The organism is Rhizobium skierniewicense, from assembly GCF_014196515.1.
Classification (GTDB): domain Bacteria; phylum Pseudomonadota; class Alphaproteobacteria; order Rhizobiales; family Rhizobiaceae; genus Agrobacterium; species Agrobacterium skierniewicense.
In genome coordinates, this window is the sequence record NZ_JACIDV010000006.1 from 281,632 (window position 1) to 307,186 (window position 25,555).

A 25,555-nucleotide genomic window follows, 5' to 3' on the forward strand; every position below is an offset into this window, starting at 1 on the left:
TTTATTTTTGCTCGAGCAGTCGGCAAACGCTCTCCAGCTGCTCGAGTGTCCGGTAATTGATGCGGATATGCCCACCGTTTCCCTTGTGGTTGATTTTCACATCCAGGCCCAGTGCATCGGACAGCGTACGCTCCAACGCAACGGTATCGGAGTCCTTCTCGTGCTCTTCTCTGCGCGGGAGCGTCGGATTGAGCTGCATATGAATATCGGCCTGTGCCATACGTTCTGCGTCACGAACCGACAACCCCTTCGCTACGATCGAGCGGGCGAGAAAGGTTGGATCCGACGTCGAAACAAGCGCACGCGCATGGCCGGCCGAAAGCGAACCCTCTGCCAGCATACCCCGCACGGCTTCCGGCAGCTTCAAAAGACGCAGGCTATTCGCGACGTGACTGCGGCTCTTGCCGATAATTTCCCCAAGATCGTTTTGCGTATATCCATGCTCGGCAATCAACTGATCGTAGCCCATCGCTTCTTCAAGCGGGTTGAGATCGGAACGCTGAACGTTTTCGACAATAGCGAGCTCCAGCGCCGTGCGGTCGTCGACGTCACGGACAATGACGGGAACATCCGTGAAGCCCGCGAGTTGTGCGGCTCGCCAGCGACGTTCACCGGCAATAATCTCATAGCGGCCTTCGGCCACCGTCCGCACAACGACAGGCTGAACGATGCCGTGCTGACGAATAGAGGATGCGAGATCCTGTAACTCGCCTTCATCGAAATGTCTGCGCGGGTTGCGGGCGCTGCGCGCGATAAATTCAATCGGTATCGTGCGGTCAGCCGCCACGGCTTTCTGCGGTTCACCGACAGGAAGAGGCTGGTCCATTTCACCGATCAATGCGGCGAGTCCGCGTCCCAGTCGACGCTTGGAAAGATCATCACTCATTTTCAAACTCCGTAAAACCAATGAGGCATCGCACGAGAAAAGCCCGTTCAGACGCATGATGGAATGATAAGCGGTCCAAAGACGCCGTTGAGAAAAATTTTTTGGTTGCGTCAGGCCGCTTTACGAATACGTTCGCGCTGGATGACTTCGGATGCCAATTGCAAATAGGCTTGGCTACCGGCGCATTTGAGGTCGTAGAGGATGGCAGGTTTACCATAGGACGGCGCTTCGGACACACGCACGTTGCGCGGAATGAGCGTGTGGTACACCTTTTCACCAAGATGAGTGCGCACATCGGTGACGACCTGCTGCGCAAGATTATTGCGCGAATCGAACATCGTGAGGACGATGCCCTGGATATCGAGCCCTGGATTGACCGTCGCTCTGATTTGATTGACCGTATCCAGCAATTGACTCAGTCCTTCGAGAGCGAAGAATTCGCATTGCAACGGTACGAGCACCGAATGCGCAGCCGCCATCGCGTTCATCGTCAGCAAATTGAAGGAAGGCGGGCAATCCACGAGAATGTAGGAATAGGCTCGTGCTTCATCCGATTGAAGGGCATTCTTCAGCAGGAAAACACGGTTCGCAGCATTAGCGACCTCCATCTCGAACCCCAGCAGGTCCATCGTGGACGCGATGATATCGAGGTTTGGAACCGCGGTCGGCACGACGACCTCCGATACGGTATTCGTGCCAATCAATAGATCATAGGAGGACAGCGTGCGAGAACGCCTGTCGATGCCGAGACCTGTGCTGGCGTTGCCCTGTGGATCGAGGTCGACCACCAGCACGCGCTCGCCTATGGCCGCCAGCGCGGTTGCCAGATTGATGGCAGTTGTCGTCTTACCGACCCCGCCTTTCTGGTTTGCAATCGTGATGATCCGGTTTTTATCAAACATAGGGTGCACCTGCTGGTCAATCAGCGTTTCGCTGCGAGCTGACTGATTTCAAGCACCACAGAACTCGCTTCAACGCTGCTATTATGTATTAACAGATCAAAATCCCAACGACCACGCGCTTTTTCGAGCTCGGCCTCATAATCCCTGCCTTTATTCAGAAAACAGCGCAGGTCAACATTCTGGGCGGCCCAGGGCTCGATATAATCCAGGAGAAGATCAAGCTCGGCGAGAGCACGCGCGGAAATCACGTCACAGGGGCCGACGATGCCGTGCGCAGATTCGATCCGAACAGGATGCACCGAGCCACGAGCACCCGTTTCCTTGAGGGCAACTCGCAGGAAAGCAGCCTTTTTATTGTTGCTTTCGATGAGATTGACCCATCCTTCCTTCAATTCAGCGAGAAAAATAGCAGTAATGATACCTGGAAATCCACCACCACTACCGAGGTCTGCCCATGTCAAAGGCTTCGGTGCCAACTGAAAGATTTGAGCACTATCGGCGATATGCCTTGACCAAAGGTCCCCAAGTGTAGACGGCGCCACGAGATTGGTCGTGGCATTCCATTTCCTGAAAAGTTCAACGAAGTGTTCAAGACGATCCAATGTTTCACGTGAAACACTTCGGCCGTTTATGTTCATATTGGGACTCGTTATGGCTGTGCACGCAACTTTGAAGTTTGGCTATATGAGCCTTTTTTGACCAACGCAAGAATCAACGACACGGCCGCAGGTGTCATTCCATCCACTCGTGCCGCCTGGGCGATATTCATGGGTCTGGCGCGTTGAAGCTTCTGCTTGAGCTCGTTAGACAATCCTGAGAGAATTGAGAAGTCAAAGTCTTCAGGAATCTTGCGATCTTCATCGCGTTTGATATCGACAATATCCGCACTTTGACGCTGCATGTAGACAGCGTAACTGGCCTCGATCTCGAGGACCTCTGCCACCTTGCGATTCATAGTCGACAGCTCCGGCCACTCCGCCTCCAGCGTCTTTAGCGTAATGTCGGGATAAGCGAGTAATTCGTATGCCGTTCTTCGCTTACCATCATTGTTCAGCTTTATGTCGTGTTTTGCCGCCTGCGTTGGCGTGATCGACAAAGCATTCAACCGTGCTCGTTCCTGATCAATATTATTGAGAAAGGCAGCAAAGCGGCTGGAGCGATCCCGCGCGACGATGCCCGCCTTGATACCGAGTGGTGTGAGGCGCAAATCAGCATTATCGACACGGAGCGACAGACGGTATTCAGCCCGTGACGTGAACATACGGTAGGGCTCGGTCACACCCTTTGACGTCAGATCATCGATCATGACACCGATGTAAGATTCAGTCCGGCTGAAATGAATGGCATCACTGCCGCCTGCGAACAGGGAGGCATTGAGGCCGGCGACAAGACCTTGCGCCGCAGCCTCCTCATAGCCCGTCGTGCCATTGATCTGACCAGCCAAAAATAGCCCCGGGACCTTACGACATTCCAACGAGGGTTTCAGCTCCCGGGGATCGACATAGTCATATTCGATCGCATATCCAGGCTGAAGGATCTGAACGTGTTCCAGTCCGGGTATTGTCTTGATGAACATCTCCTGCACGAAGGCTGGCAGAGACGTGGAGATACCGTTGGGATAGATTGTGTCGTCATCCAGTCCTTCCGGCTCCAAAAAAATCTGGTGGCCATCACGCTCTCCAAAGCGGACGATCTTGTCTTCGATGGATGGGCAATAGCGAGGTCCGACACCTTCGATTTGCCCTGAATACATGGCCGACAGATGAATATTGTCTTGAATGATCTTGTGACCAGCGGGGGTGGTCCTGGTAACTCCACATTCGATCTGAGGATTTGTGATTCTGTCGGTCATGAAGGAGAAAGGAACAGGTTCTTCATCCGCACCCTGACGCTCAACTGCGTCCCAATCGATTGTCTTACTGCTCAGGCGAGCAGGTGTTCCGGTTTTGAGCCGACCCATCGCAAGTCCCGCACGCACAAGGGTATCCGATAATCCTAAGGATGGTTTCTCACCCACGCGCCCCGCTGGAATCTTTTCGGAACCGATATGAATGAGACCGCGCAGAAACGTTCCACTGGTCAGAACGACTGCCCGGCACGCAATCTTTCGACCATCCGACAGAGTGACTGAGGTTATGATGCCGGTTTTCATGTCGATATCGAAAGCGTCACCCTCGATGATCGTCAGATTCTCGATAGCGTTGATTTCCGCTTGCATCGCCTCTCGGTAAAGACGACGGTCTGCCTGTGTACGGGGACCACGCACAGCAGGCCCTTTCTTACGATTCAGCATGCGAAACTGAATGCCGCCCTGATCAGCGACACGCCCCATAAGGCCATCGAGCGCATCAATTTCCCTGACGAGATGGCCTTTTCCGAGACCGCCAATGGCCGGATTGCACGACATAACGCCGATCGTCATTTTGTTATGGGTCAACAGCGCCGTGTTGGCACCATGTCGGGCCGCTGCAGCAGCAGCTTCACTGCCAGCATGGCCACCACCAATTACAACGACATCATATGTCATCATAAATCTCTTTATCCCTGTCGCGCCCATGGGCTACGAGATGTTTCACGTGAATCATTTGCCGACACAGAACTCGGAGAATATCACACCGAGCAAATCTTCGACATCGACACGCCCGGTGATACGACCGAGAGCCGTAGCGGCAAGACGCAGATATTCCGATCGGATCGCCAGATCCATGCCGTCTGATGCCAAAGCATCACTAACATAGTTGCGCGTCTCTTCAAGTCGTTTCTTGTGGCGTGCCCTAACAGGTCCCAGTGTGAACGACGCGCCAACGCGCTCTTCAATTGCCGCTGCGATGGCGGAGCGAAGATGATCCAGCCCTGTTCCGGTTCTGGCAGACAGCGCAATATCGCACTGGCTAGTGACGGTTTCGATCATATCACATTTGGTTGCGATCTTGAGAATTCTCTTATTGGCGTCGATCGGGAATTGTTGCGGAACCGAATCGATATCGGATAGAAACAAAATGAGGTCGGCATTCTCGGCAGTGAGACGCGCACGCCTTATACCTTCTTGCTCCACAACATCATCGCTTTCTCGCAGTCCGGCTGTGTCGAACAGCGTCACCAGGTATCCGCCGACGTTGAGATCGACGCTGAGAACGTCACGCGTCGTTCCGGCGATATCCGTGACAATTGCCACGTCACGTCCGCTCAACGCGTTCATAAGAGTCGATTTGCCGACATTAGGAGCGCCGACGAGGGCCACTTTAAACCCGTCGCGGATGATTTCACCACTCGAACCTGCGTTTAAATGGAGATGCAATTCATCCTGGAAAGCCGAAACATCTCTCCAAACCTGGGCCGATACCGAATCTGGAACGTCTTCTTCGTCCGAAAAGTCCAACTCGGCCTCAATCAAGGCCCGGCACCGCGTCAGACGTTGCGCCCACCCATCATAAAGTTCAGACAGCCTGCCACTCGTTTGCTCAACAGCCAGACGCCGCTGCATCTCTGTTTCTGCTGTGAGAAGATCCGCAAGCCCCTCGACTTCGAGAAGGTCCATCTTGCCATTATCGTAAGCGCGCTTGGAAAATTCACCCGCCTCCGCTGGACGCACTGCCGGTATGGCGTCCAGCTCTGAAAAGACCGCTGCAACAACCGCTTTACTACCATGGACATGCAATTCGACACAGTCTTCGCCCGTGAAAGAGTTCGGAGCAGGAAAATTGAAGACAAGCGCCTGGTCTATCGGATCATCGTTGCGGTTCCGAATCGTTTTCAGAGCGGCTCTGCGGGGCAGGGGTAAATCACCTCGGATCAATCTCTCCAACGCATGATGTGCCTGTGGACCGCTGATACGCAAGATCGCCACACCGGCGGGTAGTGAGCCGCTGGAGAGAGCGTAAATCGTATCATTGGATGGCAACATTGGTTTTCAGTCCTTCAAACGCTGGAAGTCAGGCTGTCATCACGGTTATACTAATCCCGTTCAAAAGAATGGCCGCGCCCGTTTGATCGGACGCGGCCTTATAGCCTTACAGGAAGAATCCCGCTTTAAGTGTTCATCGAATCGAAGAAGTCGCCATTGTTCTTGGTCTGCTTCAACTTGTCGATCAGGAACTCGATGGCATCTGTCGTCCCCATCGGCGCCAAGATACGACGCAGAACGAAGATTTTCTGAAGATCCTGACGCGGAACGAGGAGGTCTTCCTTACGGGTGCCGGATTTGAGGATGTCCATGGATGGGAAGATACGCTTGTCGGCGACCTTGCGGTCCAGCACAATTTCCGAGTTGCCGGTTCCCTTGAACTCTTCGAAGATTACTTCGTCCATGCGGCTACCCGTATCGATCAGAGCCGTCGCTATGATCGTCAGCGAGCCGCCTTCCTCGATATTTCGGGCGGCACCGAAGAAGCGCTTTGGACGCTGCAAGGCATTGGCATCTACACCACCCGTCAAGACCTTGCCGGAAGACGGAACGACGGTGTTGTAAGCACGGCCGAGGCGTGTGATCGAATCGAGCAGGATGACGACGTCACGGCCATGTTCGACAAGACGCTTGGCCTTTTCGATAACCATTTCGGCAACCTGAACATGGCGAACGGCAGGCTCGTCGAAGGTAGAGGAGACGACCTCACCCTTCACGGAACGCTGCATATCCGTCACTTCTTCTGGCCGTTCGTCGATGAGAAGAACGATCAGGTAACATTCTGGATGATTGGCCGTAATCGAGTGGGCAATATTTTGGAGAAGTACAGTCTTACCGGTACGTGGTGGGGCAACGATGAGGCCACGCTGACCTTTACCGAGCGGTGTAACGAGATCCATCACCCGGGCGGACAGATCCTTGGATGTCGGTATTTCGAGTTCCAACTTGAAGCGCTCATTCGGATAAAGCGGCGTCAGATTGTCGAAATGCACCTTATGGCGGATTTTCTCTGGATCGTCGAAGTTGATGGTATTGACCTTGAGAAGGGCGAAATAACGCTCACCTTCCTTGGGTCCACGAATCGGTCCTTCGACGGTATCGCCCGTTTTCAGCGAAAATCGGCGGATCTGTGATGGCGAGATATAAATATCATCCGGGCCTGGCAGATAGTTGGCATTGGCAGATCGCAAAAAACCGAAGCCATCCTGAAGGACTTCAACGACACCTTCGCCGATGATTTCAACATCCTGACTGGCAAGAACCTTGAGGATTGCAAACATGAGCTCCTGCTTGCGCATCGTGCTCGCATTTTCGACTTCCAGGGATTCGGCAAACGTCAGCAAATCGGTAGGGGATTTGCTCTTGAGTTCCTGAAGCTTCATTTCAGCCATGAAGAGAAAGACCGTCTTTAAAATATGTGTGTGGGGGAAGGCTTGTTCGCGAATCAGGTACTGTGGGTGGCCCGCAGACGGCTGAATAATTCACATGCCATTGAGATAAGTGACCGGAAAATAGCGTTTCAGCCTTCAAGCTGCAAGAGGAAAGCACCAATTCCGAGAAATTTATCGTGAACGGCCATTATCCGAATGGTTTCACAACCACCAGTATGACAATGGCGATCATCAGAAGCGTTGGAGCCTCATTCATCAACCGCCAGTGACGGGCGGTACGCGTGTTCTCATCACGGGCAAAACGCTTGGCGCTGCGGCTGAAATAGACATGGGTCGCGGTCATCAGCACCACCAGCGCGATCTTCGCATGCAGCCAGCCACCCTGGAAACCATAAACCGACCAGGCGAGATAAAGCCCCAACACCCAGGAAATCATCATGGCAGGGTTCATGATGATCTTAATCAGACGTTGCTCCATCACCTTGAAGGTCTCGGACTTGTCCGAACCCGTCTCCGCATCGGTGTGGTATATGAAAAGCCGCGGCAAGTAGAACAACCCGGCCATCCAGGAGATGACGGCGATGATATGCAGCGCCTTGATCCAGAGATAGGCATCCGCGGGATCGGCATGCAGGACAGCGGCAATCAGTCCCACAAAAACTACAAGAGCGGCGCCCGCGCGCAAACGCGCCTTGCGACCTGATGTGTCGGACGTCGCTTTTTCCCGTGTCATCGCCGCGCCTCATGAGATCGCACCCGCGCCACCAGTTTCGCTACATTTTCCGGATCGGCCTGCGGCGTGATGCCATGGCCCAGATTAAAGATCAGTGGACCATTGCCAAGCTGTTCCAGGATCGTATCGATCCCGTCTTCCAGCGCCTTACCGCCAGCCACCATGCGCATCGGGTCCAGATTGCCCTGCACAGGCCCGTCTTTTTGAAGGTCACGGGCGAAGGAAAGCGGGATGCTCCAATCGAGGCCAATGGCATCAGCCTTGGTTTTCTGACGGTAATCTTTCAGCATAATACCGGCACCCTTGGCAAATGCGATGATCTTGGCGTCCGGCCGGCGAGCCCGAACGGACTGGATGATGCGCGCGACCGGCTTGATCGCATAATCTTCGAATTCCTTCTCACCCAGAACACCCGCCCAGGAGTCGAAAATCTGCACCGCATCGGCACCCGCATCCAGCTGGGCTACGAGATAGTCGGCAGACACCTCCGCGAGAAACGCCAGCAGATGTTCCATAGCCTGCGGATGTTGGTAGCCAAACAGGCGCGCGGGCGCCTGGTCGGGTGTTCCGTGTCCGGCAATCATGTAGGTGGCGACCGTCCAGGGAGCGCCACAGAAGCCGAGCAGTGTGGTCTTGGACGGAAGTTCCGCCCTCAATCGTCTCACCGCCTCAAACACCGGTGCAAGATGCGGCAAGATATTATCGGCCTTCAGTGCCGAAATCTCATCCGTAGTAATCGGGTCCATTGCCGGACCCCGCCCTTCGGTGAAGGTGACATTGCGATGGAGCGCGTCCGGGATCACGAGAATATCAGAAAACAGGATAGCCGCATCGAGTTCAAAGCGACGGATAGGCTGAAGCGTGACCTCCGTTGCCAGCGCAGGATTATAGCATAGGTCGAGGAAACTTCCCGCCACCTTCCGCGTTTCTCGATACTCCGGGAGATACCGACCCGCCTGCCTCATGAGCCAGATCGGAGGAGGGGTGAGTGTCTCCCCGCTCAATACCTTCAAAACGTTCCGTTCAGCCATCAGCCCATCTTTTCTAAAATATAATAAAAGAGATTCTTAGAGATTTTCTATTTCTTAGAGTCTGTGAGTAGCAAGGATTAAATCCTGTCCGGCGGATATGCCGCATCCAGACAAAACCGGTCACGGCGGTGGAATGATCAAACATAAGCTTGTCAACGATCGGGGGTAAAGACAAATTCACCAAATTTTTCAGTTTGTTAGATATTGATGGTGTCATCAACTTCCTGTGGATAAACGGTGCATGATTTTTAAGAGCTTTCCGTTCTCCTCACAATTCACAAGTCGCCTTCCGCTTGCTACACAAAAACCCGATTGTGGATAAACCGGCAGTTTTACACCGGCCGGTCCGCGGGCAAGGCTAACGCCACAGCTTGTCCAGTGTTATCAACAGGGAGCGGAAAACAGCGTGGAGAACACAAAAAGCTTCTTCCATCTTCATCTGATTTCTGACTCCACGGGCGAGACTCTCATGTCGGCGGGCAGGGCGGTGTCGGCCCAGTTTCACGCTGCCATGCCGCTGGAACACGTTTATCCGATGATCAGAAACCAGAAACAGCTTCAGCAGGTGATAGACAGCATCGATAAAGAACCGGGTATCGTGCTCTACACAATCGTCGATGAGCATTTGGCGCAGTTCCTGGATCTCCAATGCCACGCGATCGGCGTTCCCTGCGTCAACGTGCTAGAACCGGTCATAGGCATTTTTCAGACCTATCTCGGCACCACATCCAGGCGAAGGGTCGGAGCACAACATGCCCTGAATGCAGATTATTTTGCCCGTATAGAGGCCCTGAACTTCGCGATGGATCACGATGACGGGCAGATGCCGGAAAGTTATGAGGAGGCGGATGTCGTCCTTATCGGTATCAGCCGCACGTCGAAAACGCCCACCAGTATCTATCTCGCCAATCGTGGCGTCAAAACCGCCAATATTCCCGTCGTGCCTGGCGTGCCTTTGCCGGAAAGTCTTTACAAGGCCACAAGGCCGCTGATCGTCGGACTGGTCGCGACGTCCGATCGAATATCTCAGGTTCGCGAAAACCGCGAATTGGGGACAACAGGTGGTTTTGACCGCAGACAATATACAGACCGGGCGACCATCATGGAGGAGCTGAAATATGCCCGTGCGCTTTGCGCTCGCAATGATTGGCCACTGATTGACGTCACGCGCCGGTCTATCGAAGAGACAGCTGCCGCCATTCTTGCCCTTCGGCAAAGGACACGTTAATCCCTTCGCTTCCTTCTTCGGAGACTGGGTTGATGAAACCGGACCTTATCCTTGCATCCACGAGTGCGTCCCGGCAGATGCTGATGCGCAATGCCGGTCTGACCTTCACGGCCCAGCCGGCCGATATCGACGAACGCGCCATAGACACGCGGTTGGTCAAAGACGGCGCTACGCCTGACCGTATCGCGGTGGAGCTGGCCAGGGCCAAGGCCCTTGCGGTCAGCGCAGCGCGACCGGACGCTTTCGTGCTTGGCTGTGACCAGACCATGTCGCTTGGATCACGCATTTATCACAAGCCGAAGGATATGACCGAGGCTCATGCCAATCTCATGTCCTTGTCTGGAAAAACGCATCGCCTGAACTGCGGTGCAGCGTTAGCGCATAAGGGAGCAGTCATCTGGGAAACCGTGACCTTTGCAGACTTGACCGTTCGCGCTTTGAGCAACGATTTCGTTGCGCGTCATCTCGAGCGCGTCGGATCGAACGTGCTATCGAGCGTTGGCGCCTATCAGCTGGAAGGGGAAGGCGTTCAGTTGTTCAGTGCGATAGAGGGCGACTATTTCACCATTCTCGGACTACCGCTTTTGCCTCTCTTAACAAAACTCCGCGACTTGGGCCTGATCGATGGTTGATTCACGTGAAACATTAACCATCAAGGCCTTCGTTACAGGCTACCCGATTAAACATTCCCGATCTCCGCTCATTCATCGCTATTGGCTCGAAGCTTTCGGTATCGGCGGTTCCTATGATGCGATAGCCGTTGCGCCTGAGATGTTTGAACATTTCATGACCGATTTGAAGTCTGGCAAGAGCACATTTGTCGGTGGCAATGTCACAATACCCCACAAGGAATCCGCCTACCGATTGGCCGATAAGCCTGATGACGTCGCGCAAGAGCTGGGTGCCGCAAACACCCTGTGGTTGGAAGACGGTCAGCTTCACGCGACCAATACCGATGGCTATGGCTTCCTGTCCAATTTAGACGCCCGCTGCCCAGGCTGGGATAAGACGGACAGGGCAGTGGTTCTGGGCGCAGGCGGTGCCAGTCGTTCGGTTATTCAGGCGCTCTGCAATCGCGATATCGGTGAAATCAATGTCGTCAACCGCACGATTGGTCGCGCAAAAGAATTGCGTAGCCGGTTTGGCGTGCGTGTCTTTGCCCATCCACTGGAAGCACTGCCGGAGGTTCTGGCCGGCGCAGGCCTGTTCGTCAACACGACCTCATTGGGAATGGATGGCGCAGAAGCACCGCAGATCGATTTTTCTGCCCTCCTGTCAAGTGCGATCGTGACGGATGTGGTCTACGTTCCCTTGAACACACCGATCCTCAAAGCGGCGCAGAGCCACGGTTTCACAACCGTCGACGGCCTCGGTATGCTGCTCTATCAGGCAAAACCTGGCTTTGAAAAATGGTTCGGCGAAGCACCTGACGTGAACGAAGAATTGCGAGCGATCATCATCGCCGACATGGACAAACACGCATGATCACCATTGGCCTGACGGGCTCCATCGGAATGGGGAAATCGACAACGGCAGCACTGTTCGCCAAAGAGGGCGTAGCTGTTTGCGATTCCGATGCGCTGGTGCATGATCTCTACGGCAATGAGGCGGTTCCGTTGATCGAAAATGCGTTCCCTGGCACCACGCAGAACGGGCGCGTGGATCGCGAAAGGCTGGCTGGGAAATTGCGTGACAATCCGGCTCACTTTAAGGTGCTGGAACAGTTGGTTCACCCGCTTGTCCAAAAAAAGCAAAAGCAGTTTTTGGATGCGCAGCGCTTGAGAGGTGTCGAATTCGGCCTTCTGGATATTCCTTTGCTGTACGAAACCGGCGCGCAGGCGCGCGTTGACACCGTGGTGGTGGTGTCTTGTCCGCCCGATATCCAACGGCAGCGTGTTCTTTCACGACCGGGGATGAGCGAGGAAAAATTTCAGATGATCCTTGCGCGGCAGATGCCGGATGAGGAAAAGAGAAAGCGTGCCGATTTCGTGATCGATACGGGCAAAAGCCTGGATGATGCGAGGGAGCAGGTGCTGGCAGTGTTGGCCGCCTTGCGGTCAGATCAACACGGGAACATGTGATCATGCGCGAAATCATCTTCGATACGGAAACGACGGGTCTGGAATCCAAGGCCGACCGCATCATCGAAATCGGCGGCATCGAGCTGTTCAACCATTTTCCAACCGGTCGTACGCTTCATCTCTACATCAATCCGGGGGATCGCAAGGTCCATCCCGACGCTTTAGCCGTGCACGGTATTACCGACGAGTTCTTGAAGGACAAACCGAAATTCGAGGATGTCGTTCAGGAGATCAGGGATTTTTTTGAGGGCGCGCGCTGGGTCGCCCATAATGCGACATTCGATATGGGTTTCATCAACGCCGAGTTTGCCCGCATTGGTATCGAGCCAGTCCCACCTGAAGTCGTCACCGACACCTTGTCGATGGCGCGGCGCAAACACCCGATGGGCCCGAACTCGCTGGATGCGCTTTGCCGTCGATATGGCATCGACAATTCACACCGCACCAAGCATGGCGCCTTGCTCGACTCCGAACTTCTGGCGGAAGTCTATATCGAGATGATCGGCGGACGGCAGACCGCGCTCGGTTTTGGAAGTGCTGTGAAGACGCAGTCGACCGGGATCGTGGAGGACGTACCGGTTGATGTGATCGTGCGGGAGAAAACATTGCCACAAAGATTGGATGCAGAAGCAGCGGCGGCGCATGGCAAGCTCGTTCTGTCGATGGGCACCAAGGCGATCTGGAACAAATATCAGCAGAACTGAGCGTGGCGAAATGCCGTCAGGAATTTGCGCATTAAAAAACCCGGGCTTTTGACCCGGGTTGTTTTTTTGATCGATGGTTGGACGATCAGTTCGGAACGGCCTGAACCTTGGCGCGGGCCTGTTCTTCTGCAACGCGCTGCGCAAACATCTGGGAAAAATCGATTGGATCGATCATCAATGGTGGGAAGCCACCATTGCGCGTGACGTCTGCGATGATTTGGCGCGCGAATGGGAAGAGAAGACGCGGGCACTCGATAAAGAGAACCGGCAGCATATGTTCCTGCGGAAAACCGGTGATGCGGAAGACGCCGCCATAGACCAGCTCGGCCACGAACAGAACCTTGTCACCATCCTTGGCTTCGGCGTTCAGCGTCAGCACCACGTCGAAGTCAGAACCGGAAATAGGGTTCGCATTGACGTTGACATTGATGTTGATTGCAGGGGCCCCCTCGCGGGCCTGAAGCGAACGAGGAGCGCCCGGATTTTCGAAAGACAGGTCTTTCGTGTACTGGGTCAGAATGTTGAGGGAGGGGTTTGCACCGTCCTGCGCACCGTTTTCAGTGGTCATATTATGTCCTCGCGGATTGAATTCTTGGAAGCCCGTCTATCATCTCGACTATGGCCTTACAACCCTTTGATATGAGGGTTGGTCTCAGGGTTTGGGCAAGTCTCGGTCATCCCGCTTCTGTGACCAAGGAGATTGCCCGGGACCGTCGCGGTGGAAGTCGTCTTCATCCAGGTCGACCACCTTCGCCGATGGTTCGCCCTTCGCACCGGGACGAAATCCCCTGCCTTTGAACGAACTTGCCACGACAATGCGCGGACCGAACGATGTCCAGATCAGCGACCGGAAGCCGGGGATGAGAAGAAGAAGGCCGATCGTATCGGTGATGAAACCGGGCAGGAAAAGCAGAATACCCGCGATCACACGCATGCCGCCATTGACGATGGCTTGCGCTGGCTCACCGCCGGTGCGGCTAGCATTTTGAAGATTGCGAATCATCCCAAGGCCGCCCGACCTCAAGATAACGAGACCGAGGAACGAGGTGAACAGAATGAGCGCCAGGGTGAGCCAGACACCGAGCGCCTTGCCCACGACAATGAAGCCGGCAATTTCCAGGATCGGCATCAACAGGACGACGATGGGTACCAAAGAGAAACGCATAATCCGAGCCTTGCGTGTTGTTGGAACCCGTGCGCCTCATCCGAACGCAGACGAACATGTCCCAACGAAATGAACCTACGCACCGGACGTAACTGAGAAGCGTTTCACGTTCCTCCGATGCCTGAACCTCACCCTATCGACAAATTGCCCGCCTTGGGAGACCAACGCTTGAATCTGTATATTTGAATGATGAACAGATGCAGACTATATGATGTGTAGAAATTTGAATTTAAATGGTGGTGTCGGTAAAAGATGAACGCAAGCGACCTTATAACATTGTTTTTTCTTGTGGTTGCGGTGCTGGTTTTCTTCCAGCTTCGCAGTGTCCTTGGTCGTCGTACCGGCAATGAAAAGCCGCCTGTTGATCCCTATTCTCCACGCGATGCAGTCAAATCGTCCTCTGCCGACGATAACAAGGTCGTGACCTTGCCGAAACGAGGCGACGAGGAAGAGGAAAACCGCTTCGCCGAGATCGACGCCGTCGCACCTGTCGGGTCTGCGCTGAATGACGCTCTGCGGGATCTCAACAAGACCGATCCGACCTTCCGCCCGAAGGAATTCCTGAACGGCGCGCGCATGGCCTACGAGATGATCGTCATGGCATTTGCCGAAGGCGACAGAAAAATCCTCAAGGATCTCTTGTCGAAAGAGGTCTATGAGGGTTTCAACGCAGCGATTTCCGAGCGGGAAAGCAGTGGTGAGGTGGTGAAATCCACATTCGTCGGCATCCAACGGATCGAGATCACCCAAGCCAGCATCCGCGATTCCGAAGAGCAGATCACCCTGCGCATCGTCAGTCAGCTGATTTCCGCCACGTATGACAAGGATGGCAAGCTGATCGATGGCGATCCCGAAAGTGTATCGGATGTCGACGACATCTGGACCTTCTCGCGCGATATCCGCTCACGCGATCCGAACTGGAAGCTGATTGCGACCGAATCCGAACAATGAGCAGCACTGGCCGGGCTTTCCGTTTAGAAGAGGTATCGTTCGAACAACTGCCCGGTTGGCAGACGGACGATCCTTCTTCGCTGCTTCCGGCCATGCAATCCGTCCTCTCGCACCTGCGTCGTGCCAAACCCTACCGGACAGGCGCGCTGGGACTGAGCGCGCAGGAGCTTTCTGCGCTGCTGGAAAAAGCTGACGAAACCAGCTTCAAGGGCGCAGGCTCGGCTCGGCTGTTTTTCGAAAACCATTGCGTAGCCTTCAAGATAGCGCCGTCCCACGGCAAAAGCGGCTTCGTAACCGCGTTTTACGAGCCGGAACTCGCCGTAGCGGCAAAGCCCGATGCGACCTTCAGATATCCGATTTATCGCCGCCCCTCTGATCTTGTCGATCTGGATGATGCCAACAGGCCGTCCGATATGGATTCTTCCTACGTCTTCGGGTTGCAGCACAACGCAAAAATTTCCCCCTACCCCGACAGGGGCGAGATCGACAGGGGTTATCTGGATGGACGCGGTCTGGAAATCGCCTGGGCGAAATCGAAGGTCGATCTGTTCTTCGTGCATGTTCAAGGCGCAGCCCGTCTTGTCTACGGGGACGGCACGATCCGGCGTATCACCTATGCGGCAAAGGCGGGACATCCGTTTTCCGCCGTTGGTCGTCTTTTGCTGGATAGGGGTGAACTCGACCCCGCCACCATCTCCATGCAGACCATCCGTCAATGGCTGAATGATCATCCCGACAAGGTGGATGAGGTACTTTGGCACAATCGCTCTTACATATTCTTCCGTGACGCGGATGTGGAGGGCTTGGAGCTTGGTCCGATTGCGGCAGCCAAGGTTCCGTTGATTGCGGGCAGGGCTCTTGCGGTGGACCGCCTGATCCACACCTTCGGCTTTCCGTTTTACATCCATTCGCAAAGCCTGACACACCTGGATGATGGGCGCCCTTTTGCGCGGCTGATGCTGGCTCTCGATACGGGCTCTGCCATTGTCGGTCCTGCGCGTGGCGATATTTTCACCGGCTCCGGCGATGAGGCGGGCGAACGTGCCGGGACGGTGCGCAACAACGCGGATTTCTATATCCTTATTCCGCGTGAGGCGGCGGAAAGGTATCGCTGAATGAAGGGCGGGCGCAAACTCGGGCGGGACGAACGGATTTTATGGGGCAAGGTCGCCAAGACGACGCGGCTGATTTCCGGCCGCGTTGAGGATCTGATCGCCTTCGAGGCACTCGAAGCCGAGGTCGAACCCGCTCCCCCGACAACACCCGCAAAGACGTCCAGTCCTCCGTTTCCAAAGATGATCATCGAGCCGGTGCCGCAACCGGCCGCGATGGCCTCGGACAAAAAACGCATCCACAGCCCGCTGGAAAAACCTGTAAAGCGTAAACTCACCCGTGGGCGATTGCCGCTCGAAGCGCGGATCGATCTTCACGGCATGTTCCAGAGCGAAGCCCATGCGGTTCTTCTCGATTTTCTCGTTCGTGCCCATGAGCGCGGCCTGCGCCACGTTCTCGTCATCACTGGCAAGGGCCGCTCGATGGGCAGCGATGGGGCTCTTAAACGGGCAGTGCCGATGTGGTTTTCCAAACCGGAGTACCGGCATCTCATCTCGTCCTATCAAGACGCCTCGATGAACCATGGCGGCGATGGCGCGCTCTATGTTCGTCTTGCCCGCCGACGCGGAGACACGTCATGACGCCCTTTGCGCAAGCGGTCCGCGGTCTTCGCGAAAAGAAGGGTGTGACGCAAAGGCAGATGGCATTGTCGATCGGCGTATCGCCTGCCTATCTCTCGGCGCTGGAACACGGCAGGCGCGGCAAGCCGAGCTTCGATCTGCTGCAACGCATTGCCGGATATTTCAACATCATCTGGGATGAGGCAGACGAGCTCTTCTCGCTGGCTGGTACGTCCGACCCGCGTGTCGTCATCGACACCGCCGGTTTGCCGCAGGAATATACCGCTTTTGCCAACGGATTGGCGCGGAATATTCGCAAGCTGCCGCCAACTGTGATAGAGGAATTGACAGAGGTGCTGCAAAAAAGCCGTTCTTGCGATTGAAACCCACGCTATCCCCTGCTTTCTAGCGGGTTTGATGCTTGTGGACTTTGGATATCGGGGCGGAATTTCTATAGTCACACGTCAGATTTAAAGTGATTCGCTGCCGCGCTATTTCTGTTTGAGGCAGCGCTGCGACAGATACATTTGGAAAGAGTGCTTATGACTGAAACCATGTCGAGCGAAAACGCCGCCAGTGCAGCCTATGGAGCCGACTCGATCAAGGTCCTGAAAGGACTTGATGCGGTGCGCAAACGTCCCGGCATGTATATCGGCGATACCGACGACGGTTCCGGTCTACACCATATGGTCTATGAAGTCGTTGATAACGCCATTGATGAGGCTTTGGCCGGGCATGCCGATCTCGTGACGGTCACGCTGAACGCCGATGGTTCGGTTTCCGTGACAGATAACGGCCGTGGCATTCCAACCGATATCCATACAGGCGAGGGCGTCTCGGCGGCTGAAGTCATCATGACGCAGCTGCACGCGGGCGGAAAGTTCGACCAGAACTCGTACAAGGTGTCAGGTGGTCTGCACGGCGTCGGCGTTTCCGTGGTGAACGCGCTCTCGGTCTGGCTGAAGCTGCGCATTCGCCGCAACGGAAAAATCCATGAGATTTCCTTCACGCACGGCGTAGCCGATGGCCCTCTGAAGATCGTCGGCGAATATGAGGGGCGCTCCGGTACGGAAGTCACCTTCCTCGCCAGCACCGAAACCTTTACGATGACCGAATACACCTACGCGACGCTGGAACACCGGCTGCGCGAATTGGCCTTCCTGAATTCGGGTGTGCGCATTCTTTTGACTGACAAGCGCCATTCCGACATCAAGCAGGAAGAGATGCTCTATGATGGCGGTCTTGCAGCCTTCGTGCGGTATCTGGACAGAGCCAAGAAGCCGCTGGTCGACAAGCCGGTCTATATCATCGGCGAAAAAGACGGCATCACCGTTGAAGTTGCAATGTGGTGGAACGACACCTACCACGAAAACATGCTGTGCTTTACAAACAACATTCCCCAGCGCGATGGCGGCACGCATATGGCCGGTTTCCGTGGCGCTTTGACGCGCCAGGTCACGTCCTATGCCGATAGCTCCGGCATCACGAAGCGTGAAAAAGTTTCCCTTCAGGGTGAAGATTGCCGCGAAGGTCTGACGGCCGTTCTCTCGGTGAAGGTTCCCGATCCGAAGTTCTCGTCACAGACAAAGGACAAGCTGGTGTCCTCGGAAGTGCGTCCCGTTGTCGAAAACCTCGTCAACGAAGCCTTGAGCACCTGGTTCGAAGAACACCCAACCGAAGCCAAAATCCTCGTCGGCAAAGTCGTGGAAGCCGCGATTGCGCGCGAAGCCGCCCGCAAGGCCCGTGAACTGACCCGCCGCAAGGGCGCGCTCGATATCGCATCCTTACCCGGCAAGCTGGCCGACTGCTCTGAGCGTGACCCGGCCAAGTCCGAAGTCTTCCTCGTGGAGGGCGATTCCGCCGGTGGTTCCGCAAAGCAGGGCCGGTCGCGCGAAACGCAGGCTATCTTGCCTCTACGCGGCAAAATTCTGAACGTGGAGCGCGCCCGTTTCGACAAGATGCTGTCGAGCCAGGAAATCGGCACGTTGATTACCGCGCTCGGCACATCCATCGGCAAGGACGAGTTCAACGCCGACAAGCTGCGCTATCACAAGATCATCATCATGACCGACGCCGACGTGGATGGTGCCCATATTCGGACCCTGTTGCTGACGTTCTTCTTCCGCCAGATGCCGGAGCTGATCGAGCGTGGCCATCTCTACATCGCCCAGCCACCACTCTATAAGGTCACGCGCGGCAAGTCCGTTCAGTATCTGAAGGACGAGAAGGCGCTGGAAGAATATCTGATTACGATGGGCATCGAGGAAGCGTCTCTGACAGTCGGCTCGGGTGAAGTCCGCGTCGGTCAGGATTTGCGCGAGGTCATTCTGGACGCGGTGCGCATGCGCTCGCTGATCGACAATCTCCATTCACGCTATAGCCGCTCAATTGTCGAGCAGGCTGCCATCGCCGGCGCGCTGAACCCCGAATTGTCGGCAGATGCCAGCAAGGCGGAGGCAACGGTTGCCGAGGTGGCGCGTCGTCTCGACATGATTGCCGAAGAGACGGAGCGCGGCTGGACCGGTGAAGTGCTTGATGATGGTGGCCTGCGCTTCTGGCGCATGGTACGCGGTGTCAAGGAAGTCTCGACGCTGGATATCGGCCTGATGGGTTCCGCCGATGCGCGACACATCGATCAATTGGCCACCCGCATGGGTGACATCTACAAGACGCCGCCCGTTCTGCAACGCAAGGACGGCACAATGACGATCTCCGGCCCGCGTGCGCTTCTCGATGCGATCTTTGCAGCAGGCCGAAAGGGTCTGTCGATGCAGCGTTACAAGGGCCTTGGCGAAATGAATGCCGAGCAGCTTTGGGAAACGACGTTGGATGCGAACGTCCGTTCGCTCCTTCAGGTGAAAATCCCCGACGCGACAGATGCTGACAGCCTGTTTGCCCGCCTGATGGGAGACGAGGTCGAGCCCCGCCGCGATTTCATTCAGGAAAATGCGCTGAACGTCGCCAACCTCGATATCTAATTCATGGTGGATCGTCGTTTCGGACGATTCACGTGAAACCCAATCTTAACAAAAGGCCCGATGGAAATTCTCCGTCGGGCCTTTTTGCTGGAGATCTTAAGAATAAGGCGCAAGGCCTATTCGGCGCTGCCGGTAAACCTGCCCTCGAAGGCTACTTCGGAAAGCGGCATTCTGGCGCTGGGGATTTCCCGTTCAGCAAGCTCCGGCGGAAGCGTCTCCTTATCGGCCATCGTGCCGATGGCGACTGCGGCCTCCACGACGAAGCCTTCAGGAATGCTAAGAGTCTCGACAATCTTGTCTTTGAAGATCCCGGCCATGGCGTGGGCGTGGTAGCCGAGCATGTGCGACTGCATGGCAAGCGACAGCCAGGCCGCGCCGGCATCGAAGGAATGGGTCGTTGCGGGCTTCTTTTCTCCATCGCGAGAAATTGTATGGTCGCGGGATAGAACGAACAGCAGAACCGCTGCATTTTTCGCCCAGCGCTGATTGCCTTCCATTAGCAGGCTGACGAAGGTCTCGAAGTTTTCCGTGCCGTTATGAGCAAAGACGAAACGCCAGGGCTGCTGGTTGGACGAGGATGGCGCCCAATGCGCGGCATCGAGGATCGTCAGCAGATGTTCTCTCGGCATTCCCTTTCCGTCGAACGCGCGTGGCGACCAGCGATCTAGAAATATGGGATCGACCGGATACTCGGACTGGCGTGAATTGCTGTAAGTCATATCATCTCCTCGACAATGTTTGACGTTATGGTGGACGAGCGCTGACGTCAGGCGCTTGAGAACCGTCATACACCCCTGACGCGGAAAATGCGTCCCACAATCCGAAAAGCGATGCTTTTAGACGCGGACGAAGGGGGGTGACACGAATAAATACTTCGTTCATATATGCAAGAACTTGTCAGACAACAGGAGAGATACCATGAAATTGTTGCGCGTCGGCCAACCCGGTCAGGAAAAGCCAGCCATCCTCGATGCTGACGGAAAGGTGCGGGATCTATCTGCGCATGTGACGGACATTGCCGGTGACGCTATCTCTCCTGAGGGGCTCAAACAGATCGCAGCCATCGATCTGTCTACGCTTCCGCTCCTCGGCGATGAGCGGATCGGCGCCTGCGTTTCCGGCACCGGCAAATTCATCTGCATCGGTCTCAACTTCTCAGACCACGCCGCCGAAACAGGCGCGAAAGTGCCATCAGAGCCGGTGATCTTCATGAAGGCCACATCTGCCATCGTCGGTCCAAACGATAATGTCGTTATCCCGCGCGGCTCGGAAAAAACCGACTGGGAAGTGGAACTCGGAGTCGTCATTGGCAAGACCGCTAAATATGTCTCCGAGGCAGACGCGCTGGACTACGTTGCCGGCTATTGCGTCTCGCATGATGTGTCGGAACGCGCCTTCCAGTCGGAGCGCCAGGGGCAGTGGACCAAGGGCAAGTCCTGCGACACCTTCGGTCCGGTGGGGCCCTGGCTCGTAACCAAGGATGAAGTGGCTGACCCGCAAAACCTCGGAATGTGGCTGAAGGTCAATGGCGAGACGATGCAGAACGGCTCTAGTAAAACCATGGTCTATGGCGTGGCTCATGTCGTCTCCTATCTCAGCCAGTTCATGTCGCTGCATCCGGGCGACATCATCTCCACCGGCACACCGCCCGGCGTAGGCCTAGGCATGAAGCCGCAGCGTTTTCTCAAAGCAGGCGATGTCGTCGAGCTCGGCATCGAAGGTCTCGGTACGCAGAAGCAGATATTCGTGGCCGATATCTGAGCGGTCTTTATCCTAGAATACGACCTCTGTAAGCGCTGGTGGGAAACTGCTGGCGCTTTAGGCGTTTTGTGCATGTGCGAAAAGATGCTATGATGACAGAAAGACGACGGTAAACGACGGGAGGCGTTCATCCATGTTCTACCAGTTTTATGAAATGAACCACGCGGCCATGATGCCGCTGCGGGCCAGCGCCGATATGATGCGACAGGCCTGCAACAATCCCATGAACCCTTTTTCCAATACAGCTTTTGGACGAAGCCTTGACGCAGGCTTTGAAGTGTTCGAGCGGTTGACGCGTCGTTATGGCAAGCCGCAGTTCGAGCTGCAGAACACTGTGATAGGGGGGCAGTCCATCGGCGTCAGCGAAGAGATCGTCTGGGCGCAGCCATTCTGCAATTTGCTGCATTTCAAACGCGAGCTGCCTGTTGGTCACGCTCCAGATCCCAAAGTGCTGCTGGTCGCACCCATGTCCGGTCACTATGCAACGCTGCTGCGCGGAACGGTCGAGGCACTGCTGCCATCTGCAGATCTCTATATTACAGACTGGATCGACGCGCGCACCGTAGCCCCTGATGATGGCCACTTCGATCTTGATGATTACATAGACTATCTGATCGACATGCTTCACCATCTTGGGCCGGGCGTGCATATTGTTGCTGTCTGTCAGCCCTCCGTCCCGGTGCTGGCCGCGGTATCGCTAATGGAAGCAAACGACGATAACCACTCCCCAGCTTCCATGACGCTGATGGGGGGGCCGATTGACACGCGGATCAACCCGACGGCGGTCAACGAGATGGCCAAGGGCAAGCCGATCGAGTGGTTCAGGAATAATGTCGTGATGCAGGTGCCCTGGCCACAACCCGGTTTTGGCCGCGCGGTCTATCCGGGCTTCCTGCAACTGACCGGTTTCATGTCGATGAACCTCGACAAACACATGACGGCACACAGGGATTTCTACATGAACCTTGTGAAGAACGACGGCGATTCCACGGAAAAGCATCGTGAGTTTTACGATGAATATCTGGCGGTGATGGATCTGACCGCCGAATTTTATCTTCAGACGGTCGAAACCGTGTTCATCGAACACGCTTTGCCCAAGGGCACCATGTTGCATCGGGGCAGGCGGGTCGAGCCATCCTCTGTCCGACGCACGGCACTGTTCACCGTTGAGGGCGAAAACGACGATATTTCCGGTGTCGGCCAGACAAAGGCAGCCCATGATCTCTGCGTCAACATTCCCGATGACAGGCGGGCGCATTACATGCAGCCGGATGTGGGTCATTACGGCGTCTTCAACGGTTCACGCTTCCGTCGCGATATCGCGCCGCGCATGCTCGATTTCATCCGTAGACACGACCCGGCGGCTTAACGCGGAGCGGATGGCTTTTTCATGCGCGAATCGCTATGAAAGGCGATGTTTTCGCTTCTCCGTAAGTCTCCGAAATCCACCGTGTCAGCCAAGGCTGCGCCATCTCCACGCATGGTGGAGGTTGGTGGTCGCAGCGTGCCCATCACGATCAAGGAAAATCAGCGCGCCACCCGCATCACCCTTCGTATAGAGCCGGGCGGCAAGGCGCTAAAGATGACGATCCCTTACGGCCTTCACCACCGCGACGTGGATGACTTTCTGAACCGTCACAATGGCTGGCTGAAAACCCGGCTTTCGAAGTTCTCCGACGATGGACGCGTACAGAACGGTGGTATTATTTCCATTCGCGGTGTGCCACATCGCATCGAACATACCGGCACATTGCGTGGCGTCACGCATATCGTCAAACCTGCCGAGGGCGAGCCGGTGCTGAAGGTCAGCGGCCTGCCGGAACATCTCGGCCGTCGCGTCGCAACATTTTTGAAGAAAGAGGCTCGGGCAGATCTGGAGAGGCTGGTCGCGCTCCACGCCAGAGCCGTCGGCAGACCGGCTCGCTCGATTTCCATGAAGGACACTCGCAGCCGCTGGGGCTCGTGCTCGCATGAAGGCAATCTGAGCTTCTCCTGGCGGATCGTCATGGCGCCGGACAGCGTCATCGACTATCTCGCTGCTCACGAGGTTGCCCATTTGCGGGAAATGAACCACGGCCCGAAATTCTGGGCTTTGTGCGAAAAACTCTGCCCCACAACCGAAGTCTCGAAAGCTTGGCTGAAGCGCAACGGTTCGCAGCTGCACGCCATCGATTTCGAGTAGCGCGTTTCGAAATCGGTTTGGATTCACGTGAAACATTTACCTCTATCAGACTTCTCTTCGATTTGCCTCGACTCCACCGTTATTTCATGGCACCTCCCAAGCCATGAAACCGGATATCAAGATTTGCGGATTGAAGTCGGCCGATGCTATCGAGCGCGCCGTGCGATGCGGTGCGAGCCATATCGGCTTCATCTTCTTTGAAAAAAGCCCGCGCAATATCGAGCCCGATATTGCCGGTCAGCTGGCGGACGCTGTTCGCGGTAGCGTCAAGATTGTCGCTGTCACGGTGGACGCCGACAATGACGAGCTGGACGAGATCATCGATCTCTTGAAGCCAGATATGCTGCAGCTGCATGGCCATGAAAGCCCGGAGCGGGTGCTGAACGTCAAGGCTGTCTACGGCTTGCCCATCATCAAGGCTTTTTCCATCCGCGATGCCGATGATCTTGCCCGGATTGATCCCTATATAGGCATAGCCGACAAGTTTCTGTTCGATGCCAAACCGCCTGCGGGTTCCGATCTTCCTGGCGGCAACGGCGTGTCCTTTGACTGGACCTTGCTGCGCACTCTTGACGCGGGCGTGGATTACATGCTTTCCGGGGGATTGAACAAAGACAATGTTGCCGAGGCCTTGGATCAAACCGGGGCTTCGGGAATAGATACATCGTCCGGTGTGGAGAGCGCACCGGGTGTCAAGGATTTGGCCATGATCGACGCGTTTTTCGATGCGGTACGATCGGCAAGGTCGCAGGGAGTTTGAGAGTGAACGAAACGGTGAAACCCAACTCTTTCCGCGCTGGTCCCGATGAGGACGGTCGCTTCGGTATTTACGGAGGCCGCTTCGTTGCCGAAACGCTGATGCCGCTGATCCTCGATCTTCAGGCAGAGTGGAACAAGGCGAAGACAGACCCGGAGTTCCAGGCGGAGCTTTCCCATCTCAACACCCATTACACCGGCCGTCCAAGCCCGCTCTATTTCGCGGAGCGTTTGACGCAGGATTTGGGTGGCGCAAAAATCTATTTCAAGCGTGATGAGCTGAACCACACCGGCTCGCACAAGATCAACAATTGCCTCGGACAGATCCTGCTTGCCAAGCGCATGGGCAAGACCCGTATCATCGCCGAAACCGGCGCAGGCCAGCATGGCGTTGCGTCGGCAACCGTTGCCGCCCGTTTCGGGATTCCCTGCGTCGTGTACATGGGCGCGACCGATGTGGAGCGTCAGGCGCCGAACGTTTTTCGCATGAAGCTGCTGGGCGCGGAGATCATTCCGGTGACCGCTGGTCATGGAACGTTGAAAGATGCCATGAACGAAGCGTTGCGCGATTGGGTCACCAATGTCGACGACACCTATTACATGATCGGCACCGCAGCCGGCCCGCATCCATACCCGGAAATGGTTCGTGACTTCCAGTCGGTCATCGGCCATGAGGTGCGTGAACAGATGATGGCAGCGGAAGGCCGCCTTCCGGACATGCTGATCGCGGCTGTGGGCGGCGGCTCGAATGCCATCGGCCTGTTCCATCCGTTCCTGGATGATGCCAGCGTCAAGATCGTCGGCGTCGAAGCGGGCGGCAAAGGTCTCGAAGGGGAAGAGCATTGCGCATCTCTGACGGCAGGTTCGCCGGGCGTGCTGCATGGCAATCGTACCTATCTCTTGCAGGACGGCGACGGTCAGATCAAGGAAGGTCATTCGATCTCCGCTGGTCTCGATTATCCCGGCATCGGCCCAGAGCATTCCTGGCTGAGAGATACAGGCCGCGTCGAATATGTTCCGATCAAGGACACGGAGGCGCTGGATGCATTCCAGCTGCTGACACGCACCGAAGGCATCATTCCAGCGCTTGAGCCTGCACATGCGCTGGCTGAAGTCGTCAAGCGCGCACCCAAGATGGACAAGGATCAGATCATCGTCATGAACCTGTGTGGTCGTGGCGACAAGGACATCTTTACCGTAGCGAAACTTCTGGAAATGGGTGCGTAATC

Annotated in this window: 26 protein-coding genes; 15 read left to right on the plus strand and 11 right to left on the minus strand. The window is 55.7% G+C overall.

Going from position 1 to position 25,555, the window contains the following annotated elements:
- Nucleotide 1 precedes the first annotated feature (1 nt).
- The 8 genes from GGQ73_RS11950 to hemE all read right to left on the minus strand — a co-directional run bounded on the left by GGQ73_RS11950 (nucleotide 2) and on the right by hemE (nucleotide 8,847).
- Nucleotides 2–886 (minus strand): ParB/RepB/Spo0J family partition protein, encoded by an 885-nt coding sequence (locus GGQ73_RS11950; protein WP_183896492.1) that lies wholly within the window; start codon nucleotides 884–886, stop codon nucleotides 2–4.
- Between the two features lie 110 nt (nucleotides 887–996).
- Nucleotides 997–1,788: a ParA family protein gene (locus GGQ73_RS11955; protein WP_183896494.1), complete on the minus strand. Its 792-nt coding sequence runs from the start codon at nucleotides 1,786–1,788 to the stop codon at nucleotides 997–999.
- Between the two features lie 20 nt (nucleotides 1,789–1,808).
- Nucleotides 1,809–2,426, minus strand: a complete 618-nt coding sequence (rsmG, locus tag GGQ73_RS11960; RefSeq protein ID WP_183896496.1) for a 16S rRNA (guanine(527)-N(7))-methyltransferase RsmG — start codon at nucleotides 2,424–2,426, stop codon at nucleotides 1,809–1,811.
- 11 nt (nucleotides 2,427–2,437) lie between these two features.
- The gene (mnmG, locus tag GGQ73_RS11965; RefSeq protein WP_183896498.1) at nucleotides 2,438–4,318 is read right to left on the minus strand and encodes a tRNA uridine-5-carboxymethylaminomethyl(34) synthesis enzyme MnmG; all 1,881 of its coding nucleotides are present in this window, start codon (nucleotides 4,316–4,318) and stop codon (nucleotides 2,438–2,440) included.
- A gap of 51 nt (nucleotides 4,319–4,369) precedes the next feature.
- Nucleotides 4,370–5,692, minus strand: coding sequence for a tRNA uridine-5-carboxymethylaminomethyl(34) synthesis GTPase MnmE (gene mnmE / locus GGQ73_RS11970; protein WP_183896500.1), 1,323 nt, complete (start codon nucleotides 5,690–5,692; stop codon nucleotides 4,370–4,372).
- Between the two features lie 125 nt (nucleotides 5,693–5,817).
- Nucleotides 5,818–7,083, minus strand: coding sequence for a transcription termination factor Rho (rho, locus tag GGQ73_RS11975; RefSeq protein ID WP_174154391.1), 1,266 nt, complete (start codon nucleotides 7,081–7,083; stop codon nucleotides 5,818–5,820).
- A gap of 187 nt (nucleotides 7,084–7,270) precedes the next feature.
- Nucleotides 7,271–7,816 carry a protoporphyrinogen oxidase HemJ gene (hemJ, locus tag GGQ73_RS11980; protein ID WP_183896502.1) on the minus strand — a complete coding sequence of 182 codons (546 nt, stop codon included), beginning with the start codon at nucleotides 7,814–7,816 and terminating at the stop codon, nucleotides 7,271–7,273.
- A complete protein-coding gene (hemE, locus tag GGQ73_RS11985; RefSeq protein ID WP_183896504.1) occupies nucleotides 7,813–8,847 on the minus strand; it encodes a uroporphyrinogen decarboxylase in 1,035 nt (344 codons plus the stop codon). Before hemE ends, hemJ begins: the two co-directional genes overlap by 4 nt.
- A 406-nt stretch (nucleotides 8,848–9,253) precedes the next feature.
- Here hemE and GGQ73_RS11990 point away from each other — a divergent pair, with 406 nt between their 5' ends.
- The 5 genes from GGQ73_RS11990 to dnaQ are packed head-to-tail and all read left to right on the plus strand — an operon-like array spanning nucleotide 9,254 to nucleotide 12,860.
- The gene (locus GGQ73_RS11990) at nucleotides 9,254–10,075 is read left to right on the plus strand and encodes a pyruvate, water dikinase regulatory protein (protein WP_174154394.1); all 822 of its coding nucleotides are present in this window, start codon (nucleotides 9,254–9,256) and stop codon (nucleotides 10,073–10,075) included.
- Between the two features lie 32 nt (nucleotides 10,076–10,107).
- Nucleotides 10,108–10,707 carry a Maf-like protein gene (locus GGQ73_RS11995; RefSeq protein WP_174154395.1) on the plus strand — a complete coding sequence of 200 codons (600 nt, stop codon included), beginning with the start codon at nucleotides 10,108–10,110 and terminating at the stop codon, nucleotides 10,705–10,707.
- A complete protein-coding gene (locus GGQ73_RS12000) occupies nucleotides 10,700–11,560 on the plus strand; it encodes a shikimate dehydrogenase (protein ID WP_174154396.1) in 861 nt (286 codons plus the stop codon). Before GGQ73_RS11995 ends, GGQ73_RS12000 begins: the two co-directional genes overlap by 8 nt.
- A complete protein-coding gene (gene coaE / locus GGQ73_RS12005) occupies nucleotides 11,557–12,156 on the plus strand; it encodes a dephospho-CoA kinase (protein ID WP_174154397.1) in 600 nt (199 codons plus the stop codon). Before GGQ73_RS12000 ends, coaE begins: the two co-directional genes overlap by 4 nt.
- A gap of 2 nt (nucleotides 12,157–12,158) precedes the next feature.
- Entirely contained in the window at nucleotides 12,159–12,860 is a 702-nt protein-coding gene (gene dnaQ, locus GGQ73_RS12010) for a DNA polymerase III subunit epsilon (RefSeq protein ID WP_174154398.1), read from the plus strand.
- 85 nt (nucleotides 12,861–12,945) lie between these two features.
- On the opposite strand, the gene secB is transcribed toward dnaQ, so the two are convergent.
- Nucleotides 12,946–13,428, minus strand: coding sequence for a protein-export chaperone SecB (secB, locus tag GGQ73_RS12015; protein WP_174154399.1), 483 nt, complete (start codon nucleotides 13,426–13,428; stop codon nucleotides 12,946–12,948).
- A gap of 84 nt (nucleotides 13,429–13,512) precedes the next feature.
- Complete coding sequence (locus GGQ73_RS12020) at nucleotides 13,513–14,025, minus strand: FxsA family protein (RefSeq protein ID WP_174154400.1); 513 nt, start codon at nucleotides 14,023–14,025, stop codon at nucleotides 13,513–13,515.
- 252 nt (nucleotides 14,026–14,277) lie between these two features.
- Between GGQ73_RS12020 and GGQ73_RS12025 the strand changes: the two genes are divergently transcribed.
- The 5 genes from GGQ73_RS12025 (at nucleotide 14,278) to gyrB (ending at nucleotide 19,627) form a co-directional block, all read left to right on the plus strand.
- Nucleotides 14,278–14,976, plus strand: a complete 699-nt coding sequence (locus tag GGQ73_RS12025) for a Tim44/TimA family putative adaptor protein (RefSeq protein ID WP_174154401.1) — start codon at nucleotides 14,278–14,280, stop codon at nucleotides 14,974–14,976.
- Nucleotides 14,973–16,091, plus strand: coding sequence for a murein transglycosylase A (mltA, locus tag GGQ73_RS12030; RefSeq protein WP_183896506.1), 1,119 nt, complete (start codon nucleotides 14,973–14,975; stop codon nucleotides 16,089–16,091). Before GGQ73_RS12025 ends, mltA begins: the two co-directional genes overlap by 4 nt.
- Entirely contained in the window at nucleotides 16,092–16,670 is a 579-nt protein-coding gene (locus GGQ73_RS12035) for a Smr/MutS family protein (protein WP_183896508.1), read from the plus strand.
- Entirely contained in the window at nucleotides 16,667–17,032 is a 366-nt protein-coding gene (locus GGQ73_RS12040; RefSeq protein WP_183896511.1) for a helix-turn-helix domain-containing protein, read from the plus strand. The genes GGQ73_RS12035 and GGQ73_RS12040 overlap by 4 nt, the downstream gene beginning before the upstream one ends.
- A gap of 159 nt (nucleotides 17,033–17,191) precedes the next feature.
- Nucleotides 17,192–19,627, plus strand: a complete 2,436-nt coding sequence (gyrB, locus tag GGQ73_RS12045) for a DNA topoisomerase (ATP-hydrolyzing) subunit B (RefSeq protein ID WP_183896513.1) — start codon at nucleotides 17,192–17,194, stop codon at nucleotides 19,625–19,627.
- A gap of 116 nt (nucleotides 19,628–19,743) precedes the next feature.
- Here the strand turns inward: gyrB and GGQ73_RS12050 are convergent, their stop codons facing one another.
- Nucleotides 19,744–20,346, minus strand: a complete 603-nt coding sequence (locus GGQ73_RS12050) for a nitroreductase family protein (protein ID WP_183896515.1) — start codon at nucleotides 20,344–20,346, stop codon at nucleotides 19,744–19,746.
- Nucleotides 20,347–20,545: 199 nt separating this feature from the next.
- Between GGQ73_RS12050 and GGQ73_RS12055 the strand changes: the two genes are divergently transcribed.
- The 5 genes from GGQ73_RS12055 (at nucleotide 20,546) to trpB (ending at nucleotide 25,553) form a co-directional block, all read left to right on the plus strand.
- Nucleotides 20,546–21,388: a fumarylacetoacetate hydrolase family protein gene (locus GGQ73_RS12055; RefSeq protein ID WP_183896517.1), complete on the plus strand. Its 843-nt coding sequence runs from the start codon at nucleotides 20,546–20,548 to the stop codon at nucleotides 21,386–21,388.
- Nucleotides 21,389–21,521: 133 nt separating this feature from the next.
- Complete coding sequence (locus tag GGQ73_RS12060) at nucleotides 21,522–22,757, plus strand: polyhydroxyalkanoate depolymerase (RefSeq protein WP_183896519.1); 1,236 nt, start codon at nucleotides 21,522–21,524, stop codon at nucleotides 22,755–22,757.
- Between the two features lie 45 nt (nucleotides 22,758–22,802).
- A complete protein-coding gene (locus GGQ73_RS12065; RefSeq protein ID WP_183896521.1) occupies nucleotides 22,803–23,570 on the plus strand; it encodes a M48 family metallopeptidase in 768 nt (255 codons plus the stop codon).
- Nucleotides 23,571–23,673: 103 nt separating this feature from the next.
- A complete protein-coding gene (locus GGQ73_RS12070) occupies nucleotides 23,674–24,330 on the plus strand; it encodes a phosphoribosylanthranilate isomerase (protein ID WP_183896523.1) in 657 nt (218 codons plus the stop codon).
- 2 nt (nucleotides 24,331–24,332) lie between these two features.
- Nucleotides 24,333–25,553, plus strand: coding sequence for a tryptophan synthase subunit beta (gene trpB / locus GGQ73_RS12075; RefSeq protein WP_183896525.1), 1,221 nt, complete (start codon nucleotides 24,333–24,335; stop codon nucleotides 25,551–25,553).
- Nucleotides 25,554–25,555 lie beyond the last annotated feature (2 nt).

Excerpts from the sequence above, each read along its gene's own strand:
- GGQ73_RS11950 (WP_183896492.1), bottom strand. The coding sequence starts at position 886 with ATGAGTGATGATCTTTCCAAGCGTCGACTGGGACGCGGACTCGCCGCA.
- GGQ73_RS11955 (WP_183896494.1), bottom strand. The coding sequence starts at position 1,788 with ATGTTTGATAAAAACCGGATCATCACGATTGCAAACCAGAAAGGCGGG.
- rsmG (WP_183896496.1), bottom strand. The coding sequence starts at position 2,426 with ATGAACATAAACGGCCGAAGTGTTTCACGTGAAACATTGGATCGTCTT.
- mnmG (WP_183896498.1), bottom strand. The coding sequence starts at position 4,318 with ATGATGACATATGATGTCGTTGTAATTGGTGGTGGCCATGCTGGCAGT.
- mnmE (WP_183896500.1), bottom strand. The coding sequence starts at position 5,692 with ATGTTGCCATCCAATGATACGATTTACGCTCTCTCCAGCGGCTCACTA.
- rho (WP_174154391.1), bottom strand. The coding sequence starts at position 7,083 with ATGGCTGAAATGAAGCTTCAGGAACTCAAGAGCAAATCCCCTACCGAT.
- hemJ (WP_183896502.1), bottom strand. The coding sequence starts at position 7,816 with ATGACACGGGAAAAAGCGACGTCCGACACATCAGGTCGCAAGGCGCGT.
- hemE (WP_183896504.1), bottom strand. The coding sequence starts at position 8,847 with ATGGCTGAACGGAACGTTTTGAAGGTATTGAGCGGGGAGACACTCACC.
- GGQ73_RS11995 (WP_174154395.1), top strand. The coding sequence starts at position 10,108 with ATGAAACCGGACCTTATCCTTGCATCCACGAGTGCGTCCCGGCAGATG.
- GGQ73_RS12000 (WP_174154396.1), top strand. The coding sequence starts at position 10,700 with ATGGTTGATTCACGTGAAACATTAACCATCAAGGCCTTCGTTACAGGC.
- coaE (WP_174154397.1), top strand. The coding sequence starts at position 11,557 with ATGATCACCATTGGCCTGACGGGCTCCATCGGAATGGGGAAATCGACA.
- dnaQ (WP_174154398.1), top strand. The coding sequence starts at position 12,159 with ATGCGCGAAATCATCTTCGATACGGAAACGACGGGTCTGGAATCCAAG.
- secB (WP_174154399.1), bottom strand. The coding sequence starts at position 13,428 with ATGACCACTGAAAACGGTGCGCAGGACGGTGCAAACCCCTCCCTCAAC.
- GGQ73_RS12020 (WP_174154400.1), bottom strand. The coding sequence starts at position 14,025 with ATGCGTTTCTCTTTGGTACCCATCGTCGTCCTGTTGATGCCGATCCTG.
- GGQ73_RS12025 (WP_174154401.1), top strand. The coding sequence starts at position 14,278 with ATGAACGCAAGCGACCTTATAACATTGTTTTTTCTTGTGGTTGCGGTG.
- mltA (WP_183896506.1), top strand. The coding sequence starts at position 14,973 with ATGAGCAGCACTGGCCGGGCTTTCCGTTTAGAAGAGGTATCGTTCGAA.
- GGQ73_RS12035 (WP_183896508.1), top strand. The coding sequence starts at position 16,092 with ATGAAGGGCGGGCGCAAACTCGGGCGGGACGAACGGATTTTATGGGGC.
- GGQ73_RS12040 (WP_183896511.1), top strand. The coding sequence starts at position 16,667 with ATGACGCCCTTTGCGCAAGCGGTCCGCGGTCTTCGCGAAAAGAAGGGT.
- gyrB (WP_183896513.1), top strand. The coding sequence starts at position 17,192 with ATGACTGAAACCATGTCGAGCGAAAACGCCGCCAGTGCAGCCTATGGA.
- GGQ73_RS12050 (WP_183896515.1), bottom strand. The coding sequence starts at position 20,346 with ATGACTTACAGCAATTCACGCCAGTCCGAGTATCCGGTCGATCCCATA.
- GGQ73_RS12055 (WP_183896517.1), top strand. The coding sequence starts at position 20,546 with ATGAAATTGTTGCGCGTCGGCCAACCCGGTCAGGAAAAGCCAGCCATC.
- GGQ73_RS12060 (WP_183896519.1), top strand. The coding sequence starts at position 21,522 with ATGTTCTACCAGTTTTATGAAATGAACCACGCGGCCATGATGCCGCTG.
- GGQ73_RS12065 (WP_183896521.1), top strand. The coding sequence starts at position 22,803 with ATGTTTTCGCTTCTCCGTAAGTCTCCGAAATCCACCGTGTCAGCCAAG.
- GGQ73_RS12070 (WP_183896523.1), top strand. The coding sequence starts at position 23,674 with ATGAAACCGGATATCAAGATTTGCGGATTGAAGTCGGCCGATGCTATC.